Raw genomic sequence first — 13260 nt, 5'->3', positions numbered from 1 at the left:
TCGGCTGAGGCATGGCCAACTTGGTCAACCTGGAGTCGGTGAGCAAGTCCTTCGGGGTGCGCCCGCTGCTCGACGGTGTTTCGCTCGGTGTGGCGGAGGGGCAGCGTATCGGCGTCGTCGGTCTCAACGGGGGCGGGAAGACGACGCTGCTGGAGGTCCTCGCGGGGATCGCCGAGCCGGATACGGGACGTGTCAGTCAAGTTCGGGGCTTGCGGATGGCCGTGGTCACCCAGCGGACCGAACTTCCCGACGGCAGCACGGTCGGAGACGTCGTGCTGGAGCGCTACGGCGCGGAGCACGAGTGGGCCGCTGACGCGCGAGTCAGGTCCATTATGGATGGTCTGGGAATCACCGCTCTCGGAATCGAGAAGGCGACGGCGAACCTGTCCGGTGGCGAACGGCGCCGCGTCGCGTTGGCGGCGGCCCTCACCGGTGAACTGGACCTCGTCGTGCTCGACGAGCCCACCAACCATCTCGACGTCGAAGGTGTGCGCTGGCTCGCGGATCACCTGCTCAACCGCAGGATCGCGGTCGTGGTCGTCACCCACGACCGGTGGTTCCTCGACACGGTCGCGAGTGTGACCTGGGAGGTCGCCAACGGTCGCGTCGAGCAGTACGAAGGCGGATACGCGGACTGGATCTTCGCGCGGGCCGAGCGGGCGAGGCTGGCGGCGACGGCCGAGGAAAAGCGGCAGAACCTGGCACGTAAAGAGCTCGCATGGCTGCGTCGCGGCCCGCAGGCCAGGACGTCGAAGCCGCGCTACCGCGTCGAGGCGGCGGAGGCCTTGATCTCCGACGTGCCGGAGCCGCGGGATTCGGTCGAACTTCAGACGTTCGCCCGGCGCCGGCTGGGGAAGACCGTGCTGGAGATCGAGGACGCCACGTTGACCGTCGGCGGCGACCGCACCTTGCTCGATCACGTCACGTGGCGGATCGGGCCCGGCGATCGGATCGGTCTGGTCGGCGTCAACGGGTCCGGCAAGACGACACTGCTCAAGCTGCTCGGCGGTGACACCGAGCCCGAGACGGGTCGGCGCATCCAAGGCAAGACGGTCAGCCTCGCGCATCTGCGGCAGGAGCTCGACGATCTGCCGGGTGATCTGCGGGTGCTGCAGGCGATCGAAGAGATCTCGGGGCGGGTCGTGTTCGGTAAGCAGGAGCTCACCGCTTCGCAGCTGGCCGAAAAGCTGGGGTTCCCCGCGTCGAGGCAGTGGACGCCGGTCGAAGACCTTTCCGGTGGTGAACGGCGACGCCTCCAGCTGTGCCGTCTGCTGATGGCGGAGCCCAATGTGCTGCTGCTCGACGAACCGACGAACGATCTCGATATCGACACTTTGCAACAGCTGGAAGATCTGCTCGATTCGTGGCCGGGCAGTCTCGTCGTCGTTTCGCACGACCGGTATCTGGTGGAACGCGTCTGCGACACGATCGTCGCCCTGTTCGGGGACGGGCAGGTGACGCATCTGCCTGGCGGGATCGAGGAGTACCTGAACCGGCGCGCCAAGAGCCTTGAGAAGGCCGGTGTCGACCGGAAACAGGGCAACGGGCAGGCTTCCGGGCCCAAGAGGAGCGCCGCGGAACAGCGAGCGGCACAGAAGGAGCTGTCCCGCCTCGAGCGCAAGCTCGACCAGCTGCACGCGAAGGAAGAAAAGCTGCATGCGGCACTCCTCGGCGCGGCCACCGACCCGTCGAAGCTCATCGAGCTGAACACCGAGCTGAAAGCCGTTGAGACGGAGAAGGAGGAGGTCGAAGCCCAGTGGCTGGAGACCTCCGAAGCCGCGGAGTGAGTTCACTCGACGGCGAGCGCGTCTTTCGGCGCGGACAGTAGTGTGACGCGCATGAGTCGGTTCGTGGACACGCTCGTCGCCACCGCGGCGGGGCGAGGTCAGCAGCGGGGAATGGTCACCGGGGAGCCCAAAGAGCCGGTTCGGCGTACATGGGCCGAGATCCACGAGCAAGCCAAGCGGGTCGCCGGCGGTTTGGTGACGGCCGGGCTCGAGCCCGGTAAAGCGGTGGCGGTCCTGGCGGCGGCGCCGTCGCTGATCGCGCCGACGGTTCAGGCGGTATGGCTCGCCGGTGGCAGCGTGACGATGCTGCACCAGCCCACGCAGCGCACCGACCTCGCCGAATGGGCCGAGGACACCGTTCGTGTGCTGCGGATGATCGGATCCGGCCTGGTTCTGCTCGGTGAGCCGTTCGACCAGCTGGCGCCGATACTCACCGAGCACGGCATCGCCTTCCAGGTCATCACCGAGCTGCTCGAGGCCGAACCGCTGGCGGAGCCCGTGCCGACAGCTGAATCGGACACTGCGCTGTTGCAGCTGACCAGTGGGTCGACGGCCGACCCGAAGGCCGTTCGGATCACCTACGGAAACCTGTATTCGAACGTCAAGGCGATGGTCGAACGCGCAGAGTTCGATTTCGACGTCGACGTGATGGTCTCGTGGCTGCCCACGTTCCACGACATGGGGATGGTCGGCTTCCTGACGGTCCCGATGACGTTCGGTGTCGAACTCGTCAAGATCACGCCGCTCGAGTTCCTGTCGGGACCGTTGATCTGGCCGCAGCTGATCAGCAAGTACAACGGCACGACCACGGCCGCGCCGAACTTCGCCTACGCGATCGTGGGCAGGCGCATGGCCCGTGTCGAGGACGACAACGCTTACGACCTCTCGAAGCTGCGGATCGCGCTGAACGGCGCCGAGCCGATCGACGAGACGGCCGTGCAGACGTTCGTCGAGGCGGGGTCCCGGTTCAAGATGCCCGCCGAGTGCGTTTTCCCGGCGTACGGCATGGCGGAGGCGACCCTCGCGGTTTCGTTCGCGCCGTTGTTCACCGGTTTGACACTGGACGTCATCGAGGCCGATGCGCTCGAGGCGGACAACCGCGCGGTGCCGGTCCACGAAGGCGACCCGCGGCGCGGGACCGATGAGGTCCGGTCCTTCGCGGTGCTCGGGCCGCCGCTCGACGGGCTCGAAGCCGAGATCGTCGACGACAAGGGCACCGTGCTCGGCGAGCGCGAGGTCGGGGAGATCCGCCTGCGCGGCGAGGCCGTGACGCCGGGCTACCTGACCATGGAAGGCCCGCTCGCGACACAGGACGAGAACGGCTGGCTGCTCACCGGCGACCTCGGTTACCTGGTCGACGGCATGATCGTGATCTGCGGCCGTCGCAAGGACGTCATCATCATGGGCGGCCGGAACCTGTACCCGACCGACATCGAACGGGCGGCGACCTCGGTCGAGGGGGTCCGGGCGGGGAACGCCGTGGCCGTACGGATCGACGCCGGCAGCCGCCGAGAGCGGTTCGCCGTCGTCGTCGAATCGAAACTCGCCGGGGACCCGGAAACGGAGAAGGCGCTGGCGAAGGAGGTCGCGGCCAAGGTGCGCGGCGCCGTCGACATGCGGCCCTACGCGGTCGTGGTGCTTCCGGCGGGAAGCCTGCCCAAAACGCCCTCGGGCAAGGTGAAGCGGGCCGCGACCGCCACCCAGTTCGCGGACAAGATCGCCAAGAACGCGGCGACCAGCTGACACGAAAGGGCCGGGTCCGCGAATATCGCGGCCCGGCCCTTTCGCAGCACCTCCCGGTGGTCAGCGGCGTCGCCAGGGCGGCTTACGGGTGTGGGTGTGCTCCAAGGCGGGCGCGATGTAGTAGCCGGCCGACTGGGACAGCCCGGCCAGCGTTCCCTCGACGTCCCGGAGGAACGCGTCGACGGCTGTCGGGTCATAGCCTCGTTTCGAAAGCGGTGCTTTGGCGAACGCCACGTTGTGGACGTCCGAAACCGACAAGTCGTCCTCGCCGTCGAGAGTCGCCGCGACCCGCTCGAGGAACGCGTCGACCGCCGGTTCGTGATAGCCCCGGGCGCCGATCGGTGCCCGGTCGAACTGCCGGGTTCTGGCCTCGAACGCGGTTACGGGCACTAGCGTTCCCGCAGGAACTCGACGGGACCGCGGTCCGGAACGGCGCGTTCGGCGGTCGCCTGGTCCTCTCCACGCGCGCCGGGCACGCCGAGTACGTGCTGGCCGGTCCGATGGGCGAGCTGCTCTTCGATCTTGTCGAGGAAATCGTCGACTTCGCGTTCGTCGTAGCCGCGCTTGCCGATCAATGGGCGCGAGAACATGACGTGGTGGACCTCGGCGGCCGTCAGGTCGTCCCGGTCCGAGATCGTGTCGGCGATCCGCTCCAGGAACGCGTCGACCTCGTGTTTGGCGTATCCGCGCCGCCCGATCGGGGCGTTGGGGAAAGTGGCGCCGGTGATGTCTTCGGCCGTAAACGACATGAAACTCTCTCCGGTTTCGGTGGGGAATGCGATCTCCGCATTCCGTCCTAACGGGTTTGAGAGTTCCCCGGAAGAGCTCGCGCTATTCCACGACTCGATCAGGGGCGTGGTGAAACGCCTTCGAGTGACGAGTTGTAACACACCGCCATGTGAGCGGTTTCACCCAGCGTGGAAGGTGTTCTGGGCCGCGGCGAGACCGGTGCTGATAAGCGCTTCAACGGCGTCGGCGCAACGATCGATCTCGAAAGCGAGCTCTTTGCGTTCGACCGTCGAGAAGTCTTTCAGCACGAAATCCGCCGGATCCTGCCGTCCCGGAGGGCGGCCGACACCGAAACGGACACGGTAGTAGTCCTTCGTGCCGAGAGATTTGGTGATCGAGCGGAGACCGTTGTGACCGTTGTCGCCGCCGCCCAGTTTCATCTTGAGCGCACCGAAGTCGACGTCCAGCTCGTCGTGAACGACCACGACACCGGCCGGGGGGATCTTGTAGAACCGGGCCGCGCCCACGACAGAGCCGCCCGAGAGGTTCATGTACGTGCGCGGCTTGGCCAGGACCACTCGCTGCCCGGCGAGCCTGCCTTCGAGGACTTCGGCGCCGCTCTTGTGGGCCTTGAACTTGCCGCCGACGCGGTGGGCGAGCTCGTCGAGCACCATGAAGCCGACGTTGTGCCTGTTGCCCGCGTATTGGGGGCCGGGATTGCCAAGGCCGGCGAGCAGGATCTGCTCGCCGGCCCCGGGAAGTACTGCTTCGGTCACACCAGTGACTTTATTCGGCGTCCTCGGAGGAGGTCTCGGCCGCCTCGCCGGCGCCCTCGTCGCCCTCGAGCGCGGACTCGGACGGCGACTCGTTCACGGCGACGACCAGCGCATCGGGGTCGGTGACCAGCGAGGCGCCCTTCGGCAGGACGACGTCCGAGGCGTTGATCTGGGTGCCGGCGACGACGCCCTCGACCGAGACCTCGACCTGCTCGGGGATGTGCAGCGCCTCGACCTCGATCTGGATGGCGTCGAGGTCGGTGGTGACCAGGGTGCCAGGGCCGGGGGTGCCGGTGACGACGACGGGGATGTCGACGGTGACCTTCTCGCCTCGGATGACGACCAGCAGGTCGACGTGCTCGATGTAGTTCTTCAGCGGGTGGACGACGATGGTCTTCGTCAGCGCCAGCTCGCTCTTGCCCTCGAGGTCGAGGGTGATGACGGCGTTGCTGCCGTTCTCACGCACGACGCGGGCGAACTCGATGGCGGGCAGGGCGTAGTGGCGCGGTTCCGAGCCGTGCCCGTACAGCACCGCGGGGATCTTGCCGGCGCGACGCGTACGGCGCGCGGCACCCTTGCCGAATTCGGTGCGGGGCTCGACGGACAGGCGTACCTCGGACACGGTGTAGCACTCCTTCAATTCACCAACATGTTCAGCGAAATCATGCTGAGGTGGGGATGGTTCGGGGCGGTTCTGGTGTTCGGCGGCGAATTCCACAGGCGTGCTCGACCGCGTGTGGCCACTCAAGCCGCCGCGTCGATCACGTCGGGCACCAGGTGCTCACGGAACCCGCCTCGCCGAGACCGGGAAAGTGTAGACCAACCGGTCGTGTGGGGGTCCCGCCGGGTGGCTCGTTCAGGTGACAACTCGGTGACAGCTGCTTCGGGAACCCGCGGATGCGGTGGTGCGTGACCCCTTTTCTAAGGTGTGATCTCCTCGCACTTGAGAACAAAGGGGGCGGTATGCCGGCACGACGGTCGAGGATCGGCGCGATCGTCGCCCTGTGCTGCCTCGTGGCCGGTTGCGACGTCGCGATCGACGGCGCGGCGGGGATCTCGCCGGCCGAGCAACAGCGGGTGGACCGGCGTGCCGAGCAGCGCGGCGCTGTCGAGAGCGCGCTGAAGGCACTCGAACAGGCACCGGCCGTTGTCTACAAGTCGACAATCAAGGATGCTTCGGGTCAACCTTCCGAACTGCAGTTCCGGATCACTCGTAACGGAAGCGCGCACGGTGCGCTTCCGGTCGACGGCAAGGCCATTCAGGTCATCTCGGCGGACAAGCAGCTGTACGTCTCGGCGACCCCTGAGTACTGGAAGGCGCACGGGCTCGGCAACAGCGACCTGTACGGCACCGGCTGGGTGCGCACGGACAGCTCGGACCTGCCGGTGAACGCCGTCGAGGTGCTCAACCCGCGCAAGGCCGCGTCGACACTCCGGACCGCGGTGGCCGGGATGAACCCGCTGACCGATCCGGTCCGGTCGAAGTTGCCGGACGGGACCGAGGTCTACGACGTCGGGAGCGGGCTCGGGGCACTGCGGGTGACCGCAGCGGCGCCGCACCGCGTCGTCAGTTTCGCGCCTTCCCTCGTCGCGGCGGCGGGCGGTAAGACGCTCGGTGCCGAGATGCGGGTCGAGCCGCTCGCGGGGGACACGCTCAAAAAACTCCAGACCGATCTGGACGCCGCGGTCGGCGGGATCGGGCAGCCGTTCGACGCGCTCAGCCAGGTCAACGTCAGCGTCGTCAACGACAAGCTGGACTGCACGGACTTCGTCGGAAGCTGCCGGGCGACCATCGACGTCGCCAACACCGTCATCGGCGGCGTGAGCGGGACGCCCGTGCACCTGACGCTGACCGTCGACTTCACCGCGCAGTCCCTCGGCGCGCAGTCCTGCACGGCGGCCGCCGACGCGGCACCGGACACCACGACGAGCATGACCTGCGAGGTCAAGTTCAAGCTGCCGAATCGGAACGCCAGCTACCAGGTCCAGGCGAAGCCGTCGGCCCGCGGCGAAGTCCGGGTCCCGGTCGACGTCAACGGCGTTCGCGAAAAGCTCAAGTCCGAGTTCGCCACGCTGGGTGGCTGACCTGCACACTCACCTCGGGGTGCGTTGCATACGTTGAAGTAGCCGAACTCGCGTTCTTAACATCGGCGTGGTCGCCGATGAAAAGGGAGAAACGCGAATGGCGAAGTTGGTTGTTTTCGGAGGAACCGGATACGCGGGCGGGAAGATCGCCGAGGAGGCTCGCAGCCGCGGTCACGAGGTCCTGGCGGTGTCGAGGAACGCCGAAGGTGAGGGGACCCGGGCGGGGTCGCTGTACGACGAGGCCTTCCTCGCCGATGTCGCCAAGGGCGCCGATGTCCTGGTCATCGCGGTGCACGGGCAGAGCGGCCTGCTCGACGCGGTGCCCTCGATCGCCCAGGTCGCGAAGGACAACGGCGCGCGGATCGGCGTTGTCGGCGGAGCGGGCAGCCTGCACGTGGCCGAGGGCGGGCCGCGACTGATCGACACCCCCGAGTTCCCGGACGAGTACAAGGGTGAAGCCGGGGCACACGCCGAGGTGCTGGAAGCGTTCCGGAAGCTTCCCGAGGATGTCGACTGGTTCTACGTCAGCCCGGCCGCGGAGTTCGGCGCGTGGGCCGAGGGCGAGCGGACCGGTGAGTTCCGGCTCGGCGGCGACGTGCTCCTCACCGACGAGAACGGCGGTTCGAAGATCGGCGGTGCCGACTACGCGATCGCGTTCGTCGACGAGATCGACAAGCCGGAACACCGCCGTCAGCGTTTCTGCGTCGCTTACTGACCGGACAGTTCCTTCACGACCGGCGCGAACGTTTCCAGCATCGGCTCGAACACCGTGATGTAGGAGAAGCCGTACCGCTCGCGACGCTCCTGGAGCTGCCGGACGATCTCGGCGACGGTGCCGAAAAGCAACTGAGGTGTTTCGAGGAGAGTGTCGACGTCGAGGCCGTCCTGGTCTTTGACCTCTTCACGCCAGGCCTCGGCGGCCGCGCGCCGGTCGTCCGTGATCACGACCCGCTGGACGAGCATGTTCAGTTCGGGAGTCCGGCCGTTCGCGTGTGAGCGGAAGAAGGCGACGCGTTCGTCCATGCGATCGGCGTCGTCGAGACGGAAGGTGCCCGGCGGCTTTCCCGGCGCTTGACGAAGGCCCGCGAAGCCGGCGATATCGGCTTCGCGGGCGGCGAGGGAGAGCACGCCGTCGCTGTTGCCCGCGAGGAGCAGCGGCGGGGGCGTGACCCCTTCGCCGGCGAAGTGTTCGCGCAGGTGATCCAGGCTTTCGGCGAGGTGCTCGATCCGTTCCTTGGCCGGGATCCACGGCAGGCCGGCACTGTCGAATTCCGATTTCATGTGGCCGGAGCCGAGGCCGAGATCCAGCCTGCCGCCCGTCATCTTCACCGTCGTGACGACTTCGCGTGCGAAGAGCGCAGCGTTGTAGAAGGCCATGTTGGTGACGAGAGTGCCGACGCGTGGCCGTTGGGTCACGGCGGCGGCCATGGTCAGCGCCGGGAAAGGCGCGTTCCGTCCCGGCCCGAGATGATCGGGCACGGAGATGACGTCGAGTCCGAGGGCCTCGACGCGACGGCACTTCGCGACCCAGTCTTCGCGGTTCTCGGCGCCCCACAGGTTCACGCCGAATTTGAATTTCCCCATGAACCGCAACCTAGTCACGCCGGGTGTCCGGGCGCGCCCCGTTTCGCGAGGAGCCGAAAACGAAGCAAGGGACCTTTGCTGTCACTCTCCGGAAGAGAGCGATAGCAAAGGTCCCTTGCTGCGATGGGTCAGGCGTTGCCGTCGAAGAGGGACGTGACCGATCCGTCTTCGAAGACCTGCTGGATGGCCTGTGCCAGCAGCGGCGCGATGGACAGCACGGTCAGGCCCGGGAACCGCTTCTCCTCCGGGATCGGCAGCGTGTTGGTGACGATCACCTCGCGCGCCTTGCAGTTCGACAGCCGCTCGGTGGCGGGGTCGGACAGGATGCCGTGGGTCGAGGCGATGACGACGTCGGCCGCGCCTTCGTCGAGCAGGGCCTCGGTGGCCTTCACGATCGTGCCGCCGGTGTCGATCATGTCGTCGATCAGCACGCACAGCTGACCGCGGACCTTGCCGACGACGCGGTTGGCGACGGCCTGGTTCGGCTTGTCCGGGTCGCGGGTCTTGTGGATGAAGGCGATCGGCCGGTCACCCAGCTGAGCCGCCCACTTCTCGGCGAGCCGCACCCGGCCCGAGTCCGGCGAGACGACGGTGATGTTCTCGTCCTGGTAGGTCTTGTTGATGTGCGCGGCCAGCACGTTCTGCGCGAGCAGGTGGTCGACGGGGCCGTCGAAGAAACCCTGGATCTGCGCGGTGTGCAGGTCGACCGTCATGATCCGGTCGGCACCCGCGGTCTTGAACAGGTCCGCGATCAGGCGCGCGGAGATCGGCTCGCGGCCCTTGTGCTTCTTGTCCTGCCGCGCGTACGGGTAGAACGGCATGATCACGGTGATCCGCTTGGCGCTCGCGCGCTTGAGGGCGTCCACCATGATCAGCTGCTCCATCACCCACTCGTTGATGGGTGCCGGGTGGCTCTGGATCACGAACGCGTCGGTCCCGCGCACCGATTCGTTGAACCGGACGAAGATCTCCCCGTTGGCGAAGTTGTGCGCGGTCTGCGGAACGACCGACACGTTGAGGTGCTTGGCGACCTCCTCCGCGAGTTCCGGGTGTGCGCGCCCGGAGAAGAGCATCAGGTTCTTCTTCGGTGTACCGGACTTCGAGCTCATGCTGGCGACTCCCCGTCGTTTCCCTTATTCGAATCGGACACGGCGGTGGTGTCCTGCTTCGCGGCGGAAGCTGCTTCCGCCGCGGGTGTGCCCGGCCTGCGCCGGGACACCCAGTCTTCGATGTTGCGCTGCGGCCCGGTGGACACGGCGAGCGCGCCAGGGGGCACATCTTGCCTGATCACGGTGCCTGCCCCACTGTAGGCGCCGTCGCCGATGGTCACCGGGGCGACGAACGTGTTGTCCGCGCCTAGCCGCACATGGGAGCCGATCGTGGTGTGGTGCTTGTTCACGCCGTCGTAGTTGACGAAGACACTGGAACACCCGATGTTGCTGTTCTCGCCGATGGTCGCGTCGCCGACGTAGGTCAGGTGCGGAACCTTCGTCCCGGCGCCGATGTCGGCGTTCTTCGTTTCGACGAACGCGCCGAGTTTGCCCTTGCTCCCCAGTTTGGATCCGGGACGCAGGTAGGTGAACGGGCCGACCTTCACGCCGTCGCCCAATTCCGAATCGGAACCGTGCGTCCGCACGACCGACGCCCCCGCGCCGACGGACACGTTCTCCAGGGTGCTGTCCGGGCCGATCTGCGCGCCCTCGCCGACCGACGTCGAGCCCTTCAGCTGCACGCCGGGCTCGATGACGACGTCGCGCGACAGGGTCACGCCCGCGTCGATCCAAGTGCTCGCCGGGTCGACGACGGTGACGCCCGCCCGCTGCCAGCCGCGGACGATCCGGCGGTTCAGTTCGGCGCCGAGGACGGAGAGCTGCACGCGGTCGTTGACGCCTTCGGTCACCCACGGGTCGTCGATGACCAGCGCGCCGACGCCCTTGCCGTCGCCGCGGGCGATGCCGAGGACGTCGGTGAGGTAGAGCTCGCCCTGCGCGTTGTCCGTCGAAAGCCTCGAAAGCCCGTCGACCAGGATCGAGGCGTCGAAGGCGTAAACGCCGGAATTGATTTCGGCGATTTCGTGCTGTTCGGGGGTGGCGTCCTTCTGCTCGACGATCGAGGTGACGACGCCGTTCTCGTCGCGGACGATCCGGCCGTAGCCGGTCGGGTTCTCGACGACCGCGGTCAGCACGGTGACCGCGTTTCCGGTGGAGGTGTGCTCCGCGACCAGGGAAGACAGCGTTTCGGTGTCGAGCAGCGGGACGTCGCCGTAGCTGACGACGACGGTGCCGGTCAGTCCGGCGGGCAGTGCGGAGAGCGCGCACGAGACGGCGTGCCCGGTGCCCTTCTGTTCCTCCTGGACGGCCGTGACGACCTCGCGGCCGAGGGCCTCGCCGACCTTCGCCAGCCGCGCGCCGACCGAGTCGCGACCGTGGCCGATGACCACGACCAGATGGTCCGGGCTCAGTCCCGCGGCGGCCCGGACCGCGTGCTCGACCAGGGGGCGGCCGGCGATCGGGTGCAGCACCTTCGGGGTGGACGAGCGCATGCGGGTGCCCTCACCCGCGGCGAGGATCAACGTGCTCAGCGGGCCGGTCACGGCACTCCCAACATTTCACCAACGGTGGTTGTCGGGCATTGATCCTACGTGGGCTGCTCGGCGTCCCACGCGGGGTCGGTCGGAGCATCCTCACCGGGCCATCCGGTCGCCGGATCGATGGCCATCGAGTTCACCGACGAAACCTGGTTCCCGCCGCCGCGTTTCGCCTGGTACATGGCCGCGTCGGCGCGGGCGAGGACCTGTTCGGCCCGCTCCTGCGGGCGAAGGGAAACGAGCCCGACGGAGAGGGTGACGCCGTGCGAAAGATGGTGCGGCAGAGATGCGACGGCATTCACAGAACGACCGAGCGCCTGCTTCGCCGCCGACGCCGGAGCCCCAGGTAGAAGCACGATGAACTCGTCTCCGCCGTAGCGGGCGACCACATCGTCGCCGCGCAGGGCGTCGCGCAGCGTGCTCGCGATGACACGGAGCACGTTGTCGCCCTCGGCGTGCGACTGCTTGTCGTTGACGTCCTTGAAGCCGTCGAGGTCGACCAGCGCGACCGCGAGCGGCTGGGCGTCGGCGGACGACGCCAGCGAACGCAGTTTTTCGTCGAGCGCGCGCCGGTTCGGCAGCCCGGTGAGCGGGTCCTGCAACGCCTGCTGGGTGATCGCGCCGTGCTCGGCGGACAGGCGTTCGTGTTCCCGGCGCGCGTTGAGCGTGGCGATCTGCGATTCCCGCAGCGACCACATCTCCGTTTCCAGGATGGTCGCGTAGTCGATCAGCGACTGGCTCGCCCCGGACGCGTAGTCCGGGGTGGTGTCGAGCCTGGCCAGCTCGCGGGCGAGGTTCAACCGCATCGACGGCAGCGAGCCGTCCTCGTTGTCCTCGCGAACGTCTTTGAGTACCTGCAGCGCGTCTTCGCGGCGGCCCTCATTGTCCAGGCAGCGGGCCAGCGCGATGGCGATGATCTCGCGTTCGTGCGGGAACACCAGTTCCGGATGCAGCAGCGAGCTCAGCCGGTCGATATGGGATGAATCGGGTGACGCCAGCGCGGCCGCCGCGGCGAGTACGCCGACCTGGTCGATCGCGGGCACCCCGGCCTTGCGCGGGAACAGTGACTCGGTGAACGGGCCTTCGGCCGCCTGTGCCATCGACGCCGCGGTGCGGAACTTGTCCGCTCCCTCGTCATAGCGCTCGATGCGTTCGAGCCGCAGGCCCCAGCCCAGCAGCATCTTGACCCGGTTGATCAGCTGGAGCGCGATCTCGTGCGGGCTCGCGCTGTCGCGGATCGCCTGCGCGGCGCGGGCGATGGCCTCCTCGGCCGCCTCGTAGACGCCCAGCTGGTTCAGCACCAGCCAGCAGTCGACGAGGGTCGTGGACAGCATCCGATCCCAGTTGCGCCTGCCGATCTGGCGGTCCGGGACGGCGGAGTCGTCGAGGATGGCGAGCGCCCTGGCGATCTCGGTGAGGGCGGCGTCCTCCTGTTTGGCGATCACCAGGCGGCGGCCGCGCATCGCGTGCGCGTCGGCGCGCATCAGCGCGAGACCGTGCCTTCTGGTGTGCGCGAGCATCTCGTCGAGCCTGGGTTCGGCTTCGGCGGCGAGACCACGGGTGACCAGCCTGGCGGCCGCCGAGTAGCGCAGTAGCTGGGCGACCAGGAGAGGTTCGCCGCGGCGCTGTGTCTCGTCGAGGAGTTCGTCGAGGCTGGTGATGATGTCCAGCTGTTCGGTGAAGCCGACGCGCTGGATGGCCGCCCCGAGTTCGCGCGCGCGACCATGAAGCCAGGCGTCGGACATCTCCGCAAGCGCCGGCCGCCTGCTGCTGGTCGTCGCGTCCTCGGTCAGCCGCACACACCCCCACCGTTGAAAACGCCGCTGGTCATCTGTTCGTCTGCTCCGCCGCCAGGATTCGAACCTGAACTGTCAGAACCAAAATCTGAAGTGCTGCCGATTACACTACGGCGGATCGATCCTGGTCAGGATAGCCATGCCGGAGACGCCCGCGTGCGCCCGGGGGTTGC

Annotated in this window: 12 protein-coding genes and 1 tRNA gene; 4 read left to right on the top strand and 9 right to left on the bottom strand. The window is 67.6% G+C overall.

Annotated elements, in window-relative coordinates:
- The first annotated feature begins 11 nt into the window (after positions 1–11).
- Both ACLJO0_RS26985 and ACLJO0_RS26980 read left to right on the top strand, forming a co-directional pair.
- A complete protein-coding gene (locus ACLJO0_RS26985; protein WP_410581286.1) occupies positions 12–1787 on the top strand; it encodes an ATP-binding cassette domain-containing protein in 1776 nt (591 codons plus the stop codon).
- Between the two features lie 51 nt (positions 1788–1838).
- Positions 1839–3530: a fatty acyl-AMP ligase gene (locus tag ACLJO0_RS26980; RefSeq protein WP_410581285.1), complete on the top strand. Its 1692-nt coding sequence runs from the start codon at positions 1839–1841 to the stop codon at positions 3528–3530.
- Between the two features lie 60 nt (positions 3531–3590).
- Here the strand turns inward: ACLJO0_RS26980 and ACLJO0_RS26975 are convergent, their stop codons facing one another.
- From ACLJO0_RS26975 to ACLJO0_RS26960, 4 genes are all read right to left on the bottom strand, one after another.
- Complete coding sequence (locus ACLJO0_RS26975) at positions 3591–3920, bottom strand: DivIVA domain-containing protein (protein ID WP_125791771.1); 330 nt, start codon at positions 3918–3920, stop codon at positions 3591–3593.
- Positions 3920–4279, bottom strand: a complete 360-nt coding sequence (locus ACLJO0_RS26970) for a DivIVA domain-containing protein (protein ID WP_410581284.1) — start codon at positions 4277–4279, stop codon at positions 3920–3922. The genes ACLJO0_RS26975 and ACLJO0_RS26970 overlap by 1 nt, the downstream gene beginning before the upstream one ends.
- A gap of 159 nt (positions 4280–4438) precedes the next feature.
- Complete coding sequence (gene pth, locus ACLJO0_RS26965; RefSeq protein ID WP_410581282.1) at positions 4439–5035, bottom strand: aminoacyl-tRNA hydrolase; 597 nt, start codon at positions 5033–5035, stop codon at positions 4439–4441.
- Positions 5036–5045: 10 nt separating this feature from the next.
- Positions 5046–5657 (bottom strand): 50S ribosomal protein L25/general stress protein Ctc, encoded by a 612-nt coding sequence (locus ACLJO0_RS26960; RefSeq protein WP_125791774.1) that lies wholly within the window; start codon positions 5655–5657, stop codon positions 5046–5048.
- Between the two features lie 341 nt (positions 5658–5998).
- Between ACLJO0_RS26960 and ACLJO0_RS26955 the strand changes: the two genes are divergently transcribed.
- Positions 5999–7120: a hypothetical protein gene (locus tag ACLJO0_RS26955; RefSeq protein ID WP_410581281.1), complete on the top strand. Its 1122-nt coding sequence runs from the start codon at positions 5999–6001 to the stop codon at positions 7118–7120.
- Positions 7121–7217: 97 nt separating this feature from the next.
- Positions 7218–7835 (top strand): NAD(P)-dependent oxidoreductase, encoded by a 618-nt coding sequence (locus ACLJO0_RS26950; RefSeq protein ID WP_125791776.1) that lies wholly within the window; start codon positions 7218–7220, stop codon positions 7833–7835.
- Here ACLJO0_RS26950 and ACLJO0_RS26945 read toward each other — a convergent pair.
- The 5 genes from ACLJO0_RS26945 to ACLJO0_RS26925 all read right to left on the bottom strand — a co-directional run bounded on the left by ACLJO0_RS26945 (position 7829) and on the right by ACLJO0_RS26925 (position 13205).
- Positions 7829–8704 carry a TIGR03621 family F420-dependent LLM class oxidoreductase gene (locus ACLJO0_RS26945; RefSeq protein ID WP_410581279.1) on the bottom strand — a complete coding sequence of 292 codons (876 nt, stop codon included), beginning with the start codon at positions 8702–8704 and terminating at the stop codon, positions 7829–7831. The two genes, ACLJO0_RS26950 and ACLJO0_RS26945, sit on opposite strands and share 7 nt — an antisense overlap.
- 128 nt (positions 8705–8832) lie before the next feature.
- Positions 8833–9813 (bottom strand): ribose-phosphate diphosphokinase, encoded by a 981-nt coding sequence (locus ACLJO0_RS26940; RefSeq protein WP_037340645.1) that lies wholly within the window; start codon positions 9811–9813, stop codon positions 8833–8835.
- Entirely contained in the window at positions 9810–11297 is a 1488-nt protein-coding gene (gene glmU, locus ACLJO0_RS26935; RefSeq protein ID WP_410581277.1) for a bifunctional UDP-N-acetylglucosamine diphosphorylase/glucosamine-1-phosphate N-acetyltransferase GlmU, read from the bottom strand. The genes ACLJO0_RS26940 and glmU overlap by 4 nt, the downstream gene beginning before the upstream one ends.
- A gap of 44 nt (positions 11298–11341) precedes the next feature.
- Positions 11342–13090 carry a diguanylate cyclase domain-containing protein gene (locus ACLJO0_RS26930; protein ID WP_410581276.1) on the bottom strand — a complete coding sequence of 583 codons (1749 nt, stop codon included), beginning with the start codon at positions 13088–13090 and terminating at the stop codon, positions 11342–11344.
- Between the two features lie 43 nt (positions 13091–13133).
- Positions 13134–13205: transfer RNA gene (locus ACLJO0_RS26925), tRNA-Gln, on the bottom strand.
- Positions 13206–13260: the final 55 nt, after the last annotated feature.

Source organism: Amycolatopsis sp. lyj-108 (assembly GCF_046549005.1).
In the GTDB taxonomy this organism is placed as follows: Bacteria; Actinomycetota; Actinomycetes; order Mycobacteriales; family Pseudonocardiaceae; genus Amycolatopsis.
The sequence above is the reverse complement of the archived record's forward strand: the minus strand, read 5'-3'. Positions and strand labels throughout refer to the sequence as shown.